The 17,751-nt window shown below is 59.9% G+C and carries 19 protein-coding genes and 1 pseudogene; 8 read left to right on the top strand and 12 right to left on the bottom strand.

Features of this window, described 5'->3' with window-relative positions:
* Positions 1–3 precede the first annotated feature (3 nt).
* From NW809_RS01005 to NW809_RS00990, 4 genes are read right to left on the bottom strand one after another with little or no spacing between them, the layout of a single operon-like run.
* Entirely contained in the window at positions 4–792 is a 789-nt protein-coding gene (locus tag NW809_RS01005) for an endonuclease III domain-containing protein (RefSeq protein ID WP_414401355.1), read from the bottom strand.
* A 19-nt stretch (positions 793–811) separates the two neighbouring features.
* A complete protein-coding gene (murG, locus tag NW809_RS01000) occupies positions 812–1,900 on the bottom strand; it encodes an undecaprenyldiphospho-muramoylpentapeptide beta-N-acetylglucosaminyltransferase (RefSeq protein ID WP_011429735.1) in 1,089 nt (362 codons plus the stop codon).
* 7 nt (positions 1,901–1,907) lie between these two features.
* A complete protein-coding gene (locus tag NW809_RS00995) occupies positions 1,908–2,882 on the bottom strand; it encodes a photosynthesis system II assembly factor Ycf48 (protein WP_414401354.1) in 975 nt (324 codons plus the stop codon).
* 29 nt (positions 2,883–2,911) lie between these two features.
* The gene (locus NW809_RS00990; RefSeq protein ID WP_346426045.1) at positions 2,912–3,328 is read right to left on the bottom strand and encodes a rubredoxin; all 417 of its coding nucleotides are present in this window, start codon (positions 3,326–3,328) and stop codon (positions 2,912–2,914) included.
* A 358-nt stretch (positions 3,329–3,686) separates the two neighbouring features.
* Between NW809_RS00990 and NW809_RS00985 the strand changes: the two genes are divergently transcribed.
* The 4 genes and pseudogenes from NW809_RS00985 (at position 3,687) to NW809_RS00970 (ending at position 7,504) form a co-directional block, all read left to right on the top strand.
* Positions 3,687–4,097, top strand: coding sequence for an FHA domain-containing protein (locus NW809_RS00985; protein WP_011429738.1), 411 nt, complete (start codon positions 3,687–3,689; stop codon positions 4,095–4,097).
* A gap of 267 nt (positions 4,098–4,364) precedes the next feature.
* Positions 4,365–4,524: pseudogene (locus NW809_RS00980) on the top strand (RNA-guided endonuclease TnpB family protein); the annotation flags it as partial.
* A 534-nt stretch (positions 4,525–5,058) separates the two neighbouring features.
* Positions 5,059–6,414, top strand: coding sequence for an acetyl-CoA carboxylase biotin carboxylase subunit (accC, locus tag NW809_RS00975; RefSeq protein WP_414401353.1), 1,356 nt, complete (start codon positions 5,059–5,061; stop codon positions 6,412–6,414).
* A 31-nt stretch (positions 6,415–6,445) separates the two neighbouring features.
* On the top strand, positions 6,446–7,504 hold the full coding sequence (locus NW809_RS00970) for a tyrosine-type recombinase/integrase (protein WP_240527717.1): 1,059 nt from the start codon (positions 6,446–6,448) through the stop codon (positions 7,502–7,504).
* Between the two features lie 163 nt (positions 7,505–7,667).
* Here the strand turns inward: NW809_RS00970 and NW809_RS00965 are convergent, their stop codons facing one another.
* From NW809_RS00965 to NW809_RS00950, 4 genes are all read right to left on the bottom strand, one after another.
* Positions 7,668–8,681 (bottom strand): hypothetical protein, encoded by a 1,014-nt coding sequence (locus NW809_RS00965; RefSeq protein ID WP_011429743.1) that lies wholly within the window; start codon positions 8,679–8,681, stop codon positions 7,668–7,670.
* Positions 8,672–9,274 carry a J domain-containing protein gene (locus tag NW809_RS00960; protein WP_011429744.1) on the bottom strand — a complete coding sequence of 201 codons (603 nt, stop codon included), beginning with the start codon at positions 9,272–9,274 and terminating at the stop codon, positions 8,672–8,674. The genes NW809_RS00965 and NW809_RS00960 overlap by 10 nt, the downstream gene beginning before the upstream one ends.
* 325 nt (positions 9,275–9,599) lie before the next feature.
* Positions 9,600–9,884 carry a hypothetical protein gene (locus NW809_RS00955; protein WP_011429745.1) on the bottom strand — a complete coding sequence of 95 codons (285 nt, stop codon included), beginning with the start codon at positions 9,882–9,884 and terminating at the stop codon, positions 9,600–9,602.
* A 46-nt stretch (positions 9,885–9,930) separates the two neighbouring features.
* Positions 9,931–10,683, bottom strand: coding sequence for a DUF561 domain-containing protein (locus tag NW809_RS00950; protein ID WP_011429746.1), 753 nt, complete (start codon positions 10,681–10,683; stop codon positions 9,931–9,933).
* Between the two features lie 172 nt (positions 10,684–10,855).
* Here NW809_RS00950 and speB point away from each other — a divergent pair, with 172 nt between their 5' ends.
* The 4 genes from speB (at position 10,856) to proC (ending at position 14,583) form a co-directional block, all read left to right on the top strand.
* Positions 10,856–11,761 (top strand): agmatinase, encoded by a 906-nt coding sequence (gene speB / locus NW809_RS00945; RefSeq protein WP_011429747.1) that lies wholly within the window; start codon positions 10,856–10,858, stop codon positions 11,759–11,761.
* 147 nt (positions 11,762–11,908) lie between these two features.
* A complete protein-coding gene (locus NW809_RS00940) occupies positions 11,909–12,631 on the top strand; it encodes a YggS family pyridoxal phosphate-dependent enzyme (RefSeq protein WP_206336810.1) in 723 nt (240 codons plus the stop codon).
* A 573-nt stretch (positions 12,632–13,204) separates the two neighbouring features.
* Positions 13,205–13,774 (top strand): cell division protein SepF, encoded by a 570-nt coding sequence (locus NW809_RS00935; RefSeq protein ID WP_011429749.1) that lies wholly within the window; start codon positions 13,205–13,207, stop codon positions 13,772–13,774.
* A 5-nt stretch (positions 13,775–13,779) separates the two neighbouring features.
* Positions 13,780–14,583, top strand: a complete 804-nt coding sequence (gene proC, locus NW809_RS00930; RefSeq protein ID WP_414401352.1) for a pyrroline-5-carboxylate reductase — start codon at positions 13,780–13,782, stop codon at positions 14,581–14,583.
* Here proC and NW809_RS00925 read toward each other — a convergent pair.
* The 4 genes from NW809_RS00925 to NW809_RS00910 all read right to left on the bottom strand — a co-directional run.
* Entirely contained in the window at positions 14,527–15,783 is a 1,257-nt protein-coding gene (locus NW809_RS00925) for an NAD(P)/FAD-dependent oxidoreductase (RefSeq protein WP_414401351.1), read from the bottom strand. The two genes, proC and NW809_RS00925, sit on opposite strands and share 57 nt — an antisense overlap.
* A 52-nt stretch (positions 15,784–15,835) precedes the next feature.
* Complete coding sequence (locus NW809_RS00920; protein ID WP_414401350.1) at positions 15,836–17,119, bottom strand: MDR family MFS transporter; 1,284 nt, start codon at positions 17,117–17,119, stop codon at positions 15,836–15,838.
* A 26-nt stretch (positions 17,120–17,145) separates the two neighbouring features.
* Positions 17,146–17,268 (bottom strand): hypothetical protein, encoded by a 123-nt coding sequence (locus NW809_RS00915; protein ID WP_414401349.1) that lies wholly within the window; start codon positions 17,266–17,268, stop codon positions 17,146–17,148.
* Between the two features lie 247 nt (positions 17,269–17,515).
* The coding region (locus tag NW809_RS00910; RefSeq protein WP_414401348.1) for a hypothetical protein at positions 17,516–17,751 on the bottom strand (236 nt) is incomplete at its 5' end.

The following is a 17,751-nucleotide window of genomic DNA, read 5'->3' as shown; positions in this document are numbered from 1 at the left end:
GGATCAGCGCTGCCGCAGCAGGGCGGAGGGGCATTCGTGTCGCAGAGGGCAGCGGCCACATTCGGGCAGGCGCGCCTTACAGATGCGTTTGCCCAGCCGGATCAAGTTGACGTGCAGGGAATAGGCCTTGCCCGCCGGGATCCGCGGCGACAGTTGGGCAAAGGTGTCGTCGGGGTGTCTGGCCCGCACCAAGCCAAGACGGTTGGCCACCCGATGCACATGGGTATCCACCGGGCAGAGATCCCGGCCCAGGCCAAACAACAGCACGCAGGCGGCTGTCTTCAGTCCTACCCCCTTCAGGGAAAGGAGATAGGCCAGAGCGTCCGCGTCGTCCAGATCCCGCAAAAAGTCCAGGCTCAGGGATCCCTGTCGCTTGACAATGGCAGCCAGAATCTCCTGAATGCGGGCTGCTTTGAGTTGGGCCAGGCCCCCGGGACGGATCACCTGGGCCAGCTTGGTTGGATCAGCAGCTAAGACAGCTTCCCAGGAGGGGAAAGCGGCTTTGAGGGCGCGAAAGGCGCGGCTGCTATTGTGGTCGGTGGTGTTCTGGGAGAGGATCGTGCCCACCAATTCGTCCAAGAGGTCGGGATAGAGGGGCAGACCATCAGGGCTGCGAGGACGTTGGGGGATGCCAAAGCACTGTTCCAGGCGCGCCAACAGTGATTCCAGCACGACGGCGTTGGGGCTCGCCTCACCAGGACGAGGTTCCAGCCAGGCTGAAGTCTCCATGGCTGCGGCAGGCTCAGGCAGGCGGCGGGCAAGAGGATCCCGATCCAATCTCGGCTGTACCACGGCTGGCCCCTTGGGGGAGTTAACGGGCGGAATCTCGGCAGATCTCCTGGAGCAGGCGGGCAACTGCCTTGCTGGCAGCAGGAGGAGCTGTCGCCTTCAAGTTGGCGGCCATTTGGGCAACCACCTGGGGCTGAGCCAACCAGGCCAGGGCCGTCTGCCGCAGCAAGTCCAGATTCGCTTCCGATTCTCGCATGACCACTCCCCCGCCGCGACCCACAAAAGCCAGGGCGTTGTGGTACTGATGATCCTCGGCGGCAAAGGGGTAGGGGATCAAAATGGCCGGGGTGGCGGTGGCCCACAACTCCGCCAAGCTGAGAGCGCCAGCCCGGCTGATGGCAAAAGTTGCCCGCTGCAGCAAGGCGGCCACATCGGCGCGGAAAGGAAAAGCGCGGTAGCGGGGGTGGGAAGGGATCCCGACCTCACTGCCGCCGGTCAAATGCACAATCCACGCCCCTGCCTCCAACCAGGCGGGGGCACAGGCGGCAACCAGGCGGTTCAGGCCCCGCGCCCCCTGGCTCCCCCCCATCACCACAATCAAAGGATCCCCCTCTGGAATCGGCAGATCCGCGGGCAAGGGCTGGGGCTGATAGAACTCCGCCCGCACTGGCGTGCCCACCACCCGGGTAACTGCCCCTGGCAAATGCTCTGCCGTTTCCGCCATGCCCAGGGCCACCAGCCGGCAAAATCTTCCCAGCCAGCGGGTCACCTTGCCCGGAAGGCAGTTGGACTCGTGCAGCAACACCGGCACCCCCAGCGAGCGAGCTGCCAAGATGGTCGGGGCGGCGATGTAGCCGCCGGTGGTCAACACCACGTCAAACTGGCCTGAAGCCAGGATCTGCCGCACCTGCAGCGTTGCCCGCGCCAACTGAACCAGGGATCCCAGCTTCTGCCAGGGGGATCCCTGCCAGCCGGACATGGCCACTCGGTGCAGCGGGTAGCGGTCCGGCACCAGCTTCGCCTCCAGCCGCTGCGGCACCCCCAGCCACTCAATCTGCCAGGTGGGCAACTGCTCGACAACGGCCAGCGCCGGAAAGATATGCCCCCCCGTCCCGCTGGCCGCCACCAGCAGCCGTGGTGGTGAGGTGGGATCCCTCCTGTCTCCATTCACCCTAGGACTAGGACGGGGAATTGCTGTAGCCAACGTAGCGCAAAAGCGTGCCCCGCTGCCCCAAGATAAATCCTCGGTCGGGGCCAAAGAACTCGATGCTGTAGAAATTGGCGGGAATGTTGCTCAATTTCTTGGCCTCCTCCCAGGTTTTGCCGCCATCGGGGCTGTGGATCAGAGTGCCGCCGCCGCCCACCACCCAGAGGTCGTGGTCGTTCTGGTAGGCCGCATTTAGATAGCCAAAGCTGAGGGCACGCCCGGGTCGCAACGGCTTGGACCACTCGCCGGAGGTGAAGTCACTCGTGAAGGCGATCTCCGCGCCTTGGTTCAATTTCCAGGCGCTGCCGTTGGGGCCAAAGCCCATGTTCTGAATGCGGCGAGAGCTTTCCCGCGGATACGGCTTCCAGGATCGGCTTTCTGGAGTGTAGAGAAAGTAGAAGCTGCCCCGCGACGACACGGCCAGATACTCTCCTCCTGGGCCGCGGGCAATGTTTTTAATCGTCCCAATCGGCTCTTCCACCTGGGCATGCCAGGTCTGTCCTCCATCTTCCGTGCGGTAGATGGCCCCCACATTGGTTACCATCTCAGCCGCTCCAGGACCCAGGGCTTGGATTAGGATCGGCTCCCCCGGCAGTTGCTTGCTGAGACGAATGGATGTCCAGTCGGATCCCTCGTTGAGCGTGTGGAGGAGGATCCTCGGCTGCCCCACCACCCAGCCTTCTGCTCCGGCAAAGCTAATCGAGCTCAGATAGGCTTCCGGCTCCAGTGCCGTCAGCTTGCGCACCTGCCAGTGGAGGCCGCCATCCTGAGACTCCAACAGCGTCGCTTTATCGCCCACCAGCCAGCCATGAGAAGGGTTGGTGCCGGTGAAAGCAATGTCCAGCAGAATGTTCTGGGTGGGCACCTCGACTTGTTGCCAGGGCACCACCTTCATGTCCGGCATCCGCGCCGCCATCAGCAAGAGAGAGAAGGCAGCTAGCAGCACCAGTCTCCAGAGCTTAAGCATTTTGGCCATCACTCGACGAAATAGAAACTCATCAAAAACAAAAATCCCAGCGCCAACCCCAAGAAGATGAGCAGGTTTTTCTGGGCAGGGGTCATCACATTGACCCCCAGGCCATAGCGCAAGTTCTCTTGAAAACCGGAAGGCTTGCCCTTGGCGCCCACCGCTTGAAACAGGCGCTTGCCGGCGCGGCACACCGGACATCTCCAGTCGGCGGGCAGCTCCTCAAAGGGCACACCTGCCGGGATCCGATTGAGCTGATCCCCCTTGGCCGGCTCGTAAACATAGCCACAAGAGCGACATTCATAGCGCTGCATGCGCAGGGGATCGCCAACCTGTGCATCGGTTTCATCTTCCGGCAACTCGATCAGCTTCGGTACCCTAGAGGGCTTGGGCTGGTTGACGGGATCCGGTTGCGAGCCATTCATGGTCTGGGAGGCATTTGCATCATCAAATCTTATTATGAGAGGAATTGTTACAAAAATCTACTCGGCCTTCTGCTCCTTTCCTTTCTCAGACCTTTCCTCAAAGCATCGATTGCCAACTCAGGGGGCAGGGAGATTTTGCGGAGTTAAAAACAGCCACGAGATGGGATCCCCTGGGACTCGGTCTTGAACAGGGGCATACCTGGCCTCTCTTGACACCTCTCTGGCAGCGTCAAGGAACGTCGTCTCACTCGCCAGCAGGGCAAGGGCTCTGGCAGACAAACCGGCCAGGGTTCACGCCTCGGATCCCATGCTATGTTTTGACTATCCTATTCGCGTGTTGTGCCAGTGGGTGTCCGCTATGACCACGCCCCCTCGCCGACCTACCCTTAACCACGTGTTGATCGTCAAGGATCGCCACGGGCCAAAGGCCTACTGGCTGACAGCCGAGCTCTATTCCTTGGGGCGGGATCCGAGCAACAGCATCCGCATCGACTCCCAATACGTCTCCCGCCACCACGCCATTTTAGTGAAGACCGAATCTCCCTCCTCTCCCGATGGGTTTACTTACCAAATCATCGATGGAGACATCCATGGCACGCCCAGCACCAACGGCCTTTACATCCGGGGGGAGCGGGTGGAGTTTCGCGATCTTGAGGACGGAGACGAGATCCAGTTTGGCAACGACGCTACTGCCACCTACTCCCTGCAAGCTCAGGATTTGGACAGGATTCTCTCCTCCTTTGAAAATACCCAGATCGTTGGCCTGTGAGAGCCGACTCATCAGTCAGGGGGAAGGTTTTGGCGAGGTAGGATGGTTGCCGGCGGGGGATGCTCAACTCCTTGCAGCGCGGCAGCTCCCTGATTTAGAGGCCTGCAGCTTGCCGTCGCCAGTGGTGGGGAGGAGCGCTGCCCGCCACTGTGGAACGGGTAGGCTGCTACTGGGCAGCAAGCGCTGACCGCAGTCTGCAAGCCGGCTCCAACTCCAGAGCCGGCGACCAAGAAAGGCCTACAGCTCGCTGGCGCGAGCCGAGGGAGTAACCGGCAGCCACGCTCCAGAAGGGAGCGGCGTCGCGCTAGTAGTTGGGCGTCCTACCAGTTGCGGCAAATTGATTACCTACGAAGTGCTGTGGGCAGGGGTAGCGATGGTGTGGGTGCCACCTGCCTACAGGTCTCAGACCTGCCACCAGTACTTGTAGATTGGCCAACGGGAAGGGAAGCGATTCCGTTGTAGTCTGGGTTTGCCTTTACCTCTGGGTGGTGATGCGGATTTTGTTTCCCCGCTGGCGCTTTCGCGGCGGAGAGTGGCTGGGGCCATGGCCTCGCTCCGACAACTAGAGAGAGATGGAGGGATCCATTGCCGTCAGAATCGGGCTGGGAGAGCTTCCCGGAGAAGCCTGGGTTTTGAACAGGTCTGTACAGGCTGAGGGGAGCTGAGAGTTATTGCTGATCCAGAGTTTCGCCCCATGCAAGTGCTGGCGCCAAGATCAACCTCTACCTGAAAATCCTCGGATCCCGTCCGGATGGGTATCCGGAGATGTAGAGTTTGACCCACCGGGATTCTGCTGGATCTCTGCAGCCTCAGCTAGGGTGTCAACTGGATTGATCGGATACGGGATCCCCATCTGGATCCTTCCGTCTGCTTGCCATAGTAGGATCAGCACCTACGTACCCTACCTTGCACGGGCCGCCGGCTTAAGCGGCCAGGGTTCTTCTGACTTGGAACGCTCTCCATGCCGCCCATTACCAAGATCCTGATTGCCAACCGAGGCGAGATCGCCCTGCGCATCATCCGCACCTGTCAGGAAATGGGGATCCGCACCGTGGCTGTCTACTCCACTGCGGATCAGAACTCTCTACATGTCCAACTGGCGGACGAAGCAGTCTGTGTGGGGGAAGCCCCAGTGGCCAAAAGTTATCTCAACATCCCCAACATCATCTCGGCAGCCCTCACCCGCGGGGCCACTGCCATTCATCCGGGCTATGGGTTCTTGGCGGAAAATGCCAAATTTGCCGAGATGTGTGCCGACCACAACTTGATCTTCATCGGCCCCTCGCCAGAGGCGATGCGCAAAATGGCCGACAAAGCCACGGCCCGCGAGACCATGCAGGCGGTGGGCGTGCCGACCGTGCCCGGCAGCCGCGGGCTGATCACCTCTGACGAGGAAGCGGTGAGGCTGGCGGAGAAAATCGGCTATCCCGTGATCATCAAAGCCACCGCCGGCGGCGGGGGGCGGGGCATGCGGGTGGCCAGAGATGCCCAAGAATTGCTGAAGATGATGCGCACCGCCCAGGGGGAAGCCCAGGCGGCCTTTGGCGATGGGGGCATCTATCTGGAGAAATACATCGAGCGCCCCCGCCATGTGGAGTTTCAGATTTTGGCCGACAGCCACGGCAATGTGGTGCACCTCTACGAGCGGGATTGCTCGATTCAGCGGCGCCACCAAAAGCTGCTGGAAGAGGCCCCCAGCCCGGCTCTGACCACGAGCTTGCGCGCCCGCATGGGGGCAGCGGCGGTGAAGGCAGCCAAAGCGGTGAACTACGTGGGGGCGGGCACGGTGGAGTTTCTGCTGGATAAAAACGGCCAGTTCTACTTCATCGAGATGAACACCCGCATCCAGGTGGAGCACCCGGTTACCGAGATGGTGACGGGGCTGGATTTGATTGCCGAGCAAATTCGCATCGCTCAAGGTCAACCCCTGACCTTTCGCCAGAAGGATGTGGAACTGCGGGGCCATGCCATCGAATGCCGCATCAACGCCGAGGATCCCAAGCAGCAGTTTCGCCCTTGCGCTGGCACCATCAGCGCCTATTTGCCTCCTGGAGGGCCGGGGGTGCGCATGGACTCCCACATCTACACCGACTACACCATTCCCCCCTATTACGATTCGCTGTTGGGCAAGCTGATCGTCTGGGGGCCCAACCGGGCAGCCGCCATCCGCCGCATGCAGCGGGCGCTGGGGGAATGCGCCATCGCCGGGGTGCCCACCACGATCCCTTTCCACCAGCAGATCCTGCGCCACGAGGCTTTTTTGCGGGGCGAGGTGTACACGGATTTCATCGCCCAACACCTGCTGACTGGCCAGTAGCAATCCCTTCGGAGATTGCCAGAGAGCGTCTTTGAACGGCGCTGGCCAAAAGTTGAGGCTAAAGTTAAAGGTGAGTGGAGGGTTGCTGGTCGTGCCGATGAGGGATCCCCGGCCCGGCTTGGTTCAACAGGCCCATCTCCAGCGTCAGGCGAGCTGCCCCGTGCCCAGCCTGAGCCAGTTGGTGGGGCAATTTTTGCAGGAGCGGCAGCGGGATCTGGCCCCGGCCAGCCGCCGCACCTACCGCATTGCCCTGGAACAGTTTGCCAAAACTTGCCCGGTGCCGCTGCCTCAGGTGCAGCCGTCCCACGTTCAGTCTTTTTTAAACAGCTTGAAGGGGCGTCCATTTCGCAACCGCTCCGGCCAGTGGGTTCATCCGCCCGCCTCTCCCGCCACCTACAACCTCAAGCGGCTGGCGCTGCAGCAGTTTTTTGAGTGGGCCAGCCAACGGGGCTACTTTCCAGATCCCTTGCCCACCCAGGCGATTCGGCCTGCCCGCCTGCCCGCCCGTCTGCCTCGCGACCTGGATCGGCTGTTGTTGCAGCGGGTTCTGCAGCGGGCCCAGAGCCATTCTCTGCGCTATGCGGCCTTGATCCGCCTGCTGCTGGAGTGCGGGCTGCGGGCACAGGAGCTGTTGGACTTGACGGTGCAGGATTTTCAGATCAGCCCTGAGGGATCCCTGTTGGAGGTGCGCTGTGGCAAGGGCAGCAAACCCCGCGCTGTGGCGGTCGGGGATCCCCTCTCCGAGCTGCTGCAACAATATCTGAGCCGAGAACGGGGCCCGTGCGCGCCGACGGATCCCTTGTTTGTCTCCCAATCCCGCTGCCCGGCCTACCGGGGCCGTCCCCTCACCTACGATGGCCTACGTCATATTGTGCTCAAGCTTACCGAGCCCGAGCCGGGCCACCAAACCCCCCACCAGTTTCGCCACAGCTTTGCCACCTTGCTGCTGGATCGCGGCGTTGCCCCCGAACACATCCAACACCTGCTGGGCCATACGACTGCCGCCATGACGATGCGCTACACCCAGCGGGCCAACTTGAGAGCAGCTATTGCCCATTCCCGCGCGATCTTGGATCAGGGCTTGATCTAGGGATCCCCTGTTGCGCCGTGGCCTCTATTACTAGTAGGGAGAGGTTCAGATTGCTAACAGAAAGGGAAGCCGGACATCCAAAGGGCAGCCCCGAAAAAGAAATCAATCAGGTACACCTGGCTAAGGTGCTTGGAATGACCTGAAAACAATCGAATGGGTTATTTCAAGTTACACGCTGGAGAGGAAGGTAGAGCACATGTTCTCTCTCCTTTCCCATAGGCACCTGCGAGCCAAGGCTGGCCTTCTGCTGCTCCAACCAGATGATCAGATGTCTATTCTCAGGGTAGTATTCCAGAACATACTTAATGAAGTCATCAATTGTACATGGCTTGCTGAAACCTCCCATCCACTGATGAAAGTGGCAATGCACTTCGTCAGCTATGGTAATCAGGTTGGAGAGATTCGCTGCAAGCTTTGGATAGTGCGCTTCAGAGTAGAGATGATGAACCGTTAGGCTACTGGCTGCTTTTCGAGTAACTCTACAAAGATTTTTATCCCTTTTTCTTGCAAGATCTTTTGCCCTTTCTATCTCTCTTTGTCGATCCTGGATTTTCTTGACGATTACCTGAATTTGAGGTTCAATGCGTTCGCTAACATATTGACACCAGTCTTTTCTGTGGTTTTGCTTGAGAACCTCTCCCATAACCTTGGCAAGCTCATAGATACCTCGCAAAGAGAGGTAAACAGTGTCATCATTACCAAAACGTGTGTAATGAACGTCTTTGATTAACTTACTTTGCTTCGATGCAAGCTCAAGCGCCTTCTTAAGGTAGTCAGTTCGAGTTCTAAAGATCATCACAACATCTCGACGAGATAGCCAAAACTGATCTTGTCTTTTGACCAGAGAGGAGCTGTTTTGAAGGATCCTGTAATCTACCAGAGCTTTCTGCTTCTTGCGATGCTCTTCCTTGAACCAATTCCTAATGCTTGTACCTGTAGAGGATTTGCAACCTTGCTCTGATCGAGACCTTAAAAAGGATAAAATGGCATAAGCGCCGGACCGCGTGTATTCCCTTAGCCCAGAACTTTTGTTGATAACACGATAGTCTTTACCTTCCACCAGTTTCCATGCATCATCGGGGATACTGTCAAAGTGAGCTTCAATCTCTCTGAGTTCCTCAAGGCTGATACCCAAGAAGTTGGCGAGCTTGTTTGAGGAAACATAGACTATAGCCATTGCTCAAACTTCTCCGTAAGGCTTTTGTAGAAAAGAGTCAATCGCTGGAAAATTTTGTCATCTCCCGTCGGAGAATCGGGATGGTAAATCTTGCTCAGGCGATAAAAAGCAGCTTTGATGTCTTCATCGGTAGCTCGATCAGGGTCAAGCCCAAAAACCCGCCAAGGCAAGTCGTACTTGAAGATGTTGATCCCATTGATGCAGCCATACCCCTCTTCTCCCTCTTCGTTGGGAAGGATCCCGATGTGCTGACGATAAATGCGCTCCAAATCATCTATGTTGGATAAGTTCAGCTTGCCCATACCACTGGTTGCCAGTCTGAAGCTGGCTGATTTTCTCAGCTCGGCTGCGTTTTTAACGCCAAAGTGGTTGTAAATGGCTTTCTGCAGCTCTTTGACAGACAGCCGGGGCGGTGGCTGTAGCTGCCTGACTACAAACCGGGCAAAATTCTCTAGGAGCTCCTTAGAAATGCCATAAGTATCCGAAAGACGCTGGATTTCTGCGGCAATCGCCACCTGCGGGTCGGGCCCAGCTCCTTCTTTTGAGGTTGTCCTGGTTGTTTTGGTTTTTGTGCTGGTGGCTTTTCTGGGCACGGTTTCTCCTCAAATCACCAATGCCAAGTGCAAACCTGCACAAAACTCACAGGCTGCCTGTGAACTTATCTGCACGATGAAGCAGAGAATTTCAAATTAGTGAAACAATGTTGTCGGTAACCGTAAAACCCTGCATCACATAGGATGCACCCTGGCGATGCCCAGTTGGATAGATTGGTGTGGGGAGCGAATCCGCACGGGGGATCCCCTGGGCAAATTGCGCCCACATCCGGCCGTTAGAGCACCCTTCCTCTGGAGCGCGCTTACTCTAGCTTGTTTTTCGGATACTTGTCAACCCAAGGTCTGGGGCAGCCTTTGTTTTCCTTCAGCTTTTGGGGATCAGCCGCTTGGGACAGGCAGCACGGATGTGGGATTCGCTCAGGTCGGGCATGAGGGCCAGGGCCCGTTGAGCATCGATTTGCGCTTCGCACACCGCCTCCAACACCTGTTCGGCCAGAAGGGAAAGGGGCATATCGGCGGTTTGCTCAGGATCGGTATCCTCTCTAATTTGTCGAACTCCCACCGGCGGGGGAGGCAACACCAGCGGTGCCGCCTGCGGCGGCAAGGTGGTGGAGGTACCCACCTCCAACTGCGCTTCGGCCAGAGCCACACCGCGCCCTGCCACCCCACCGGGAAAAGGACTCTCCCATCCAATGTCAAACAAGCGCCGACACCCGTGATTCAGACAAAGCTTCCCTCAGCGCCCGCACCTGGGCCACCATGGCCACTTCATCCTGGAGGCGACTGACAGCTCTGCCCACCCCCACTCCTGAAGCACCGGCAGCGATGGCCAAGGGCACCGTCACCGCTGAGAGGCCAGAGGCGCAGATGACCGGCAGCGAGACCACCCGGCTAATCTCATAGGCGGCAGCCAGGGTGGGGGCAGCCTTCTCGATTAGGCCCAGGGATCCGCCGTGACGGGGCTCAGCGCTGGTGCCGCCCTCGGTTTGGATGAGATCGGCCCCCAGATCCTCCAGTTTCTCTGCCAATTCCGCCTGCTGATCCAAAGGCAGCGTATGGGGAACGGTAACCGACAGGAGAGTGCGCGGCAGCAGGGAGCGGGTTTGGCGAGTGAGATCTAGAACTTCCGCAGCGGAGAAGATGCGGCCCGAAGGGTAGAAGCTGTCGTAATTGCCGATCTCGGCCATGTCGGCCCCCGCCTGCACGGCAGCAGCCAATTGCTGCGGGTCCACCGCCGACACGCAGATGGGCAGCTCGATCTGGGCTCGCACCTGCTGCACCAATTCGGGACTGGCGGCGATATCCACCCAAGTGGCTCCTCCCTCCTGGGCGGCGCGGGTGACTTTCAGCACCGACTGCAGGTCGAAGTTTTGCAGGCCGCTGATGATCTTGAGGGCACGGCGCCGGGCAAGGGCGTCGAAAAGGGCAGCTTGAGAGGCTGTGGTCATAGGCTTGTCAGCTTGTGGAAACGGGACACAGGAGGAGTGCAAGCAAATCGGCTGTGGAAACCTTTGCTTAGTCTAGAGGGTTTGCTGCCATCCTACAAGGGATCCATCCCAATCCTTTCGGACTATCGCAAGATCTTTCAATAAAATAGGGATCCCTTCTTGTGCTCTTGCCATGTACCGCTCTCCTTTCCCCTTCCTGGGCCTGCCTGAGCCGGATCCGGAGATGGCCCAAGCCATTCTGTTGCCCATCCCCTACGAGGCCACCACCTCCTACGGCAAAGGCACCGCCAAAGGCCCCCAAGCACTCCTGGAGGCTTCGGCGTACGTGGAGATCTACGACGAGGTGAGAGACTGCCAGCCGGCTTTCCACCCCAACTTTGCCGCAGAGATCTCCCGCTACTGGACGGCGCCGCCAGTGGAGTTCGAGGGGCTGGACACTCATGAGCTGGCCATGGCCGCAATCCAGCGCCGCGCCGCCGAGTGGGTGAGGCCGGGGCGGTTTTTGCTCTCCATCGGCGGGGAGCACTCCATCACTGGCCCCTTGGTTGCCGCCCACCTGCCCCACTACCCAGAGCTGCACGTGCTGCAGATCGATGCCCACTGCGACCTGAGAGACAGCTACGAGGGATCCCGCTATTCCCACGCTTCCGCCATGGCCCGTGTGGTGGAGCAAGTGGGCGGTCGCCTCACCCAGGTGGGGATCCGCTCCATCTGCGCCGAAGACCGCCAGGCCATTCGCAAGCACCGCTTGCACACCTTCTTCGCCCACAGCCTGCACCACAAGCCCGCCCAGGAGTGGATCCCCGAGGTGATCGCCACGCTGGGATCCCAGGTGTACCTGACGGTGGATGTGGACGGGCTGGATCCTGCTGTTGTGCCGGCCACCGGCACCCCCGAACCGGGTGGACTGGGCTGGTGGGAGACGGTGGAACTGATCCGGGCACTGGGGCAGCAGCGGCAAATCATCGGCGCCGATGTGGTGGAGCTGGCGGTCACCGGGGAACGGGAAACCGATCGCCGCAGCGCCTTCACCGTCGCCAAGCTGGCCTATCAGATCCTGGCGGCGGCCTTGGGCTAAGCTCCAGAAGAACTGGGCTATGGCCGGGTTCCCCCTGTTTCCACCTGGCCGCTGGAGCACTGGCTCCAATCTCGAAGCATCCAGACAAAATGAGGACTGGACTCTCTCTGCCGAGATCTTCTGCTAGCTTCCCAGGTGGCCCCAGCCATGTCTCCGCCTTCTTCCAGCTCCCTTGAACCGTCGCCGCCCCCCGTCGACGAAGAGCTCATCCACAGCCGCATTCAGGCCATCCGCGCCCAGATCCCAGAGCATGTGGAAATCATGGCGGTGAGCAAGGGTTACAGCGTCAACCACATCCGCGCCGCCTATCGGGCCGGGATCCGCCATTTTGGGGAGAGTCGAGTGCAAGAGGCAGCCGCCAAACAGGCGCAACTGCAGGATCTGACCGATATTGTCTGGCACTTGATCGGGCACCTGCAGACCAACAAAGTCAAACCGGCCCTCAGACAATTTGCCTGGATTGACAGCGTCGATAGCCTGCGCCTGGCCAAGCTGATCAACCAAAAAGCCTGGGAGCTGCACCTCACCCCCAAGCTCTGTCTGCAGGTGAAATTGGCCCCGGATCCCCATAAATTTGGCTGGCTCATCCCCGATCTGTTGCAAAGCCTGCCGCAACTGAATCAACTGCTGCAGGTGCAAATTGTGGGCCTGATGACCATTTTGCCTTTGGGCTTGAGCTCAGAGGCAGCCCTGGAGCTGTTTCGCAAGCTGGCCGAGCTGGCCGATCACATCCAGCGCAGCGGCTACGAGCATCTGCAGTTGCACACCCTCTCCATGGGCATGTCCGACGATTACCCCCTGGCGGTGGCAGCAGGCTCTAACTTGATCCGGCTGGGGCGCGCTTTGTTTGCCGATGCCGAACGGAAATAGATAGATGGAGTCTCTATGAAGCCGTTAAATTGTGATTAAATTTTGTGTAAAGCCGTCCAACTCCGGAGCTGCCCTGCAAGGCACGCTCAGGGCTGGAGTTCGGCCTGGATCGGGCAAAAACAGGGGAATCCTGCCTAAAATTTCCCTCGCAGGGCAAATTTTAGGTAAGTTTGTAATCATTGGCGTCACCTCTGTTAACACGTGTTCAAGCCGGACGAGGAGCAGAGTTGACTCTGGCCAGAGCAATGGCCGGACAAGTGGGATGACATCTTTACTTCTTCTGGGTAAACTCGACTCGTCGAGTCCATGGGTTTTGTTAACCTGCGTTGGCAGCTTCTTGAGCAAACCCTGTCTCGGCCTTTTGAAAAACTTTAACTAAAAATATGAGGCTGGAGATGCCCTTTGGCTGGAGTGGGCTACTCAAGATCCCATCAGGAGCCTGAATCCTGCGCTTGCCGCAAACCATGACCTGTAGTGAGGATGTGGACGATGAACGTCAATGGAATCTGGAGCAGGGTAAGAGATTTTGTGGGCCTAAATGATCCCGTGGACAGCCTGGAGGAGTACCCTGAGATGGAAGGGCAGGAGGATTACCAACTGCTCTACGAGGGACGCCGTTCTCAACCGGCTCCCGAAGAGCAGGAAGCCAGTGCCCTTCCACGCGGACGCCGACAGCGGGGAGTGGAAGCCGGGGAAGGGTCTGTCGGTCGAGAAGAGGCGCGGGGCCATCGGCGCAGTCAACATCGGGATCGCCTAGGGGGGGGCAGTATGGGGAGCAACGTGATTGGATTACCGGGCGTCAACCCACCCACTAGCGAAGTGGTGGTGCTGGAGCCGCGCAGCTTTGACGAGATGGCACAAGTCATCCAGTACCTGCGGGAGCGCAAGACGGTGATCATGAACTTGACCCTGATGGATCCCGCCGAGGCGCAGCGATCTGTGGATTTTGTTGCCGGCGGCACCTACGCCATCGATGGCCACCAAGAGCGCATTGGCGAAAACATTTTTTTGTTCACCCCCAGCACGGTGACGGTCTCTACTCCAAGCAGCCAAGGGATGCCGCCGCTGCAGCGCCCTCTGCAAAGCCCCACCCCTCTCTGGCCCAGCGGCTATGAACATTTGCAGGCGGTGGGGCAGCACTAGCCGGCATGGAGCGACCGCTGCTGAGTGTAATCGGGGGTGGAGCCATGGGATCCGCCCTGCTGCGGCGTTGGGTGGCCGCGGGAGTTTATCCTGCAGCTCAGGTGGCTTTGCGGGAGCCCGACCCGGACAAGGCCAATACCCTACAGCAGGAGCTGGGCATTCGGCTGTTGGCGGATCTTGCCCAAGCAGGAGAGTCTGAGATTTTATTTTTGGCCGTCAAGCCCCAGGTTTTCCCGCAGGTGGTGGCAGAGATGGGCCAGCCGTCCACCACGCAGTTGGTGATCTCGATTATGGCCGGGATCCCATTGCAGCAGTTGCAGCAGGCTTTTCCCCAGCAAAAGGTGGTGCGCACCATGCCCAACACGCCGGCACTGGTGGGGGCAGGGATCACGGCTATCTGCTACGGGCCAGGGGTGACGCCTCAGCAAAGGGATCTGGTAGAAAGGTTGTTTCGGGCTGTAGGCCAGGTGGTGACGGTGCCGGAGAGCCAGATGGATGCGGTAACCGCCCTGTCAGGATCGGGGCCAGGGTATTTGGCAGTGATCCTGGAAGCGCTCATCGACGGTGGCGTAGGGGTGGGCCTACCGCGCCCCATCGCCACCCAACTGGCGGTGCAGACCCTGGCAGGCACTGCTGCCCTCCTGCAGCAGGAGCAGCTGCACCCCGCCCTGCTCAAAGACCAGGTCACTAGCCCCGGCGGCACCACCATTGCCGGCCTCCAAGTCCTGGAACAGGCAGGGGTGCGAGGGGCCCTAATGCAGGCGGTGCGGGCGGCCTACGAGCGCTCCCGTCAGCTCCAGGGATCCTAGCGCCTGCCACAGCGGGCGGGTCATCCAGCTCCACCCCACCCTGAGCTGGTGCTCTAGAGTGGGCAGGCGGAAGAGGTAGGCAACTCGCCGCGCTAGGTAGCCCAGGGGGCCGGTTAGGGTAAGGCCGCCCAAGGCCGAGACTACTGCCGTATCCGCCCCTAGGCTGAGCATCTCCCCCAGCGAAAAGTAGCGAAACGGCAGCAGCGGCCGCTCCTGGGTGAGCAGAGCCCACAGGTTCCAAGCGCAGTAGCCCGCTTCTTGGAAAGCTGCCTGGGCAGTTGCAGGTACGGGCTGTCCTGTGGCATCCACCACCGCTGCTCCGTCGCCCAGGGCAAATACTTCGGGAAAGGTGGGCGTTTGGAGAGTGGGCAGGACCTGCAGGCGGCCCCGCTCGTTCTTGGGCAAATCCAAGTTAGCAATGGCCGCCGCTGGTTGGGTGCCGACTGTCCAAAGCACAGCATCGACCAAGTCAACAGCCATCTCCTGAGTTGCCAGGCGCTGCCGCTGCAGACGAAAGGGAGGAGCGCCGTTTTCTCCCGTAGCCTCGATCCCAAGTACCTTGGTCTGCAGCTCCACCTGCACCCGCCGTTGGGCCAGCGCCGCCTGGGCTGCCTTCCGGCTTGAGGGAGCAAACCCCGGCAAAATCTGGGATCCCACCTCAATAAGACGGATCTGGCCGCGCAAGCCCAGCCGGTCGGCCAATTTGCAGGCTAGCTCTACGCCGCTGGCCCCCGCCCCCACAATAGCTAGGTAAATGGCCTGAGCCGGATCCCGCGCTTCTAGGGTCTGCAAGTGGGCCCGCAGCCGTTGGGCATCGGCTAGGGTGCGGAAGGGAAAGGCAAACTCCGCTGCTCCCGGCACGCCCTGCAGGGGAGTTTCCCCTCCCAGCGCCAGCACCAGAGCGTCGTACTCCAAAGTCTGCCCCTCTGCCAGGAAGACGCGGTGCTCTTGGAGGTCAACCGACTGCACCGCGCCGCGGCGAAACGCTACCCCTTCCGGCAGCAAATCCTGGAAACGGGGGGCCACCTCCCACTCTTCCATCTCGCCGGTGAGCAGCTCGTAGAGCAAAGGAGCAAAAACAAAGCGCTCCTGACGATCCACCAGGGTAATCTGCGGCGGCTCCGGCCAAGGCCGGCGGACGAGCTCCAGGGCTGTATACAGCCCGCCAAAGCCGCCCCCAAGGATGCAAATGCAACGCATGCTTCGAGGGTTGAAGGTAACATCAGCTTAACAAACCGACCGGGATCCAGCCTCAGGGCTCTGCGTTGTGCAGGGGAACAGCCGCTGGCGGCGGAGAGACCGTTGCCGCATTGACTCTGCAGGGTAGGATGCTGTCCAAAAAGCTAAGGATTCCCCAAACCAGGCCGACGCTGGCCACCCAAAAGAGCCACAGCCCACCCGCCCAAGGAGGTGGCAGATCCAGAGCCACCCCCCCGATTAGCGGCCCAACGGCAAAGCCTGCTGCCCAGCAGAGGGAGTTGATCGATAGATAAACCCCCCGCAGATGCTCTGGGGCCAAATCTGCCACCAGCGCCGAAGCTGAGGGGTTGTAGCTCGCCAGGGCCAAGGAGAGCACCGCCAAGGCCAAGGCCGCCATCCCTATGGCCGGCATCGCTCCCACCTGTGCTGCTGGGCCGCTGAGCCAAACCAACCCAAATCCCAGCCCCCACATCAGGGCGGATCCCTGTAAACCCTGGATGCGGGTGAGGCGGTTCAGCCGGCGGGCCACCGGTATCTGCAGCAGGGCAACGATGGCTCCGTGCAGAGCAAACAACGGGCCAATCTGCACCTCAGGGATCCCAGCTCCCTTGCGCAAGTAAAGGGGCAAGCTGCTGCTGAGTTGGGCAATGTAGGTGGTGAAGAAAATGTTGGCCAGGGCGAACACCCATAGGGGGCGATCCTGCAGGGCAACTTTCCAGCCTGCCAACAGAGGCTCTGCCGGCGGCTGAGCTGCCCGAGTCTCCTGAACGCAAAGCCAGAGCAGGGCTAGAAAAGCCAAGTACGTGAGGCCCTCGATAACAAACAGGAGGCGGTAGTTCTTCGTCAGAGCTACCAGGACGCTGGCCATGGCGGCGCCAAGGCTCAGGCCCAAGTTATCCCCCAGGCGGTTTAGGGCATAGGCTTCGTTGCGCTGCTCGCGCGTGGTTAGATCCGCTACCACTGCCTCCACCGGCGGCCAATAGAGGCCCTGCCCAAACCCTGCCGCCAGGTTGGCCAGGGCAAAGCTCCAGAAGCCATGGGAAAGGGCAAAGCCAAAGGAGCCCAGAGCGGAAATGGCCAGCGAGAGGATCAAAGTGGAGCGGCGGCCCCAAGCTCCGTCTGCCATGGATCCCCCGAGGAGGCGGCCAAGCACGCCAGCAAAGGCCATCATGCCCAGGCCCAAACCTACCTGAGTGGCCGTTAGCCCTACCTGATTGACGAAAAAGAGGGTGGTGTAGAACAGAGTAAAACCGGTTCCGGTTTGGGAGAGCAGCCGACCAATAAAGATCAGCCAGAACTGAAAGCCGAGCTGTGGCCACCAGTAAGGGATCCGCATAGGGGAGGCAACGGGAGACAAGTTACCTAGCCTACGGGATCCCGGTCGCTGAGGCCAGAATCCAGTGCAGCAGGCAGGAGCAGCCGCGCCAGCCGGTACACCCAGTAGTCGAGCTGGGCCAGGTTATTTTCCATTGCCTTCATCACCACCAAACACCTGCTTTCCCAAACTGGCTGGCAGCCCTCTCTCGACCTAAACCCCGCCGGCTCGCCTTTTCTTTTGGTCGGCCCACCCATCGGCACCGAGACAGACCTTGGGGGCCAGGGCTTGGAGGGCTGGCTGCAACAAACTGTAGCAAAAATTAAACAAGCATTGAGAACCAAGACCCGCCGGCCAGCAAGGCGGCTTGCCAACCCCTAGCATCCGTGGGCCAGCAGGAGAGGATCCAACTGGCTGTTACCTGACAGCCACTGGCGACTTGGCTGCCACAGCGCGCTCTTCCTCTTCTTCCTCAGGAGGAACAGCCACAAACTCGATGTGGTTGAGCAATGTTGTCACGAAGGCAAAGAGCAGAAAAGGCAGGGAGATGACCAAGATCAACGCGATGGTGAGGAAGGCGTAGAGAGGGCTATTCATCAGAGAGAGGGCGGCGCCCAGGCCAGCAAAAATCACGATTAGCCAAACAATGATCT

The organism is Synechococcus sp. WC101 (assembly GCF_047461555.1).
GTDB lineage: Bacteria > Cyanobacteriota > Cyanobacteriia > Thermostichales > Thermostichaceae > Thermostichus.
This window is presented reverse-complemented; position numbering and strand designations above follow the sequence as displayed.

What these genes read in the sequence shown, in the direction of transcription:
- accC (WP_414401353.1), top strand. Translation starts at nt 5,059, where the DNA reads ATGCCGCCCATTACCAAGATCCTGATTGCCAACCGAGGCGAGATCGCC.
- speB (WP_011429747.1), top strand. Translation starts at nt 10,856, where the DNA reads ATGTACCGCTCTCCTTTCCCCTTCCTGGGCCTGCCTGAGCCGGATCCG.
- proC (WP_414401352.1), top strand. Translation starts at nt 13,780, where the DNA reads ATGGAGCGACCGCTGCTGAGTGTAATCGGGGGTGGAGCCATGGGATCC.
- NW809_RS00925 (WP_414401351.1), bottom strand. Translation starts at nt 15,783, where the DNA reads ATGCGTTGCATTTGCATCCTTGGGGGCGGCTTTGGCGGGCTGTATACA.
- NW809_RS00985 (WP_011429738.1), top strand. Translation starts at nt 3,687, where the DNA reads ATGACCACGCCCCCTCGCCGACCTACCCTTAACCACGTGTTGATCGTC.
- NW809_RS00990 (WP_346426045.1), bottom strand. Translation starts at nt 3,328, where the DNA reads ATGAATGGCTCGCAACCGGATCCCGTCAACCAGCCCAAGCCCTCTAGG.
- NW809_RS00920 (WP_414401350.1), bottom strand. Translation starts at nt 17,119, where the DNA reads ATGCGGATCCCTTACTGGTGGCCACAGCTCGGCTTTCAGTTCTGGCTG.
- NW809_RS00965 (WP_011429743.1), bottom strand. Translation starts at nt 8,681, where the DNA reads ATGGCTATAGTCTATGTTTCCTCAAACAAGCTCGCCAACTTCTTGGGT.
- NW809_RS00950 (WP_011429746.1), bottom strand. Translation starts at nt 10,683, where the DNA reads ATGACCACAGCCTCTCAAGCTGCCCTTTTCGACGCCCTTGCCCGGCGC.
- NW809_RS00935 (WP_011429749.1), top strand. Translation starts at nt 13,205, where the DNA reads ATGGAAGGGCAGGAGGATTACCAACTGCTCTACGAGGGACGCCGTTCT.
- NW809_RS00940 (WP_206336810.1), top strand. Translation starts at nt 11,909, where the DNA reads ATGTCTCCGCCTTCTTCCAGCTCCCTTGAACCGTCGCCGCCCCCCGTC.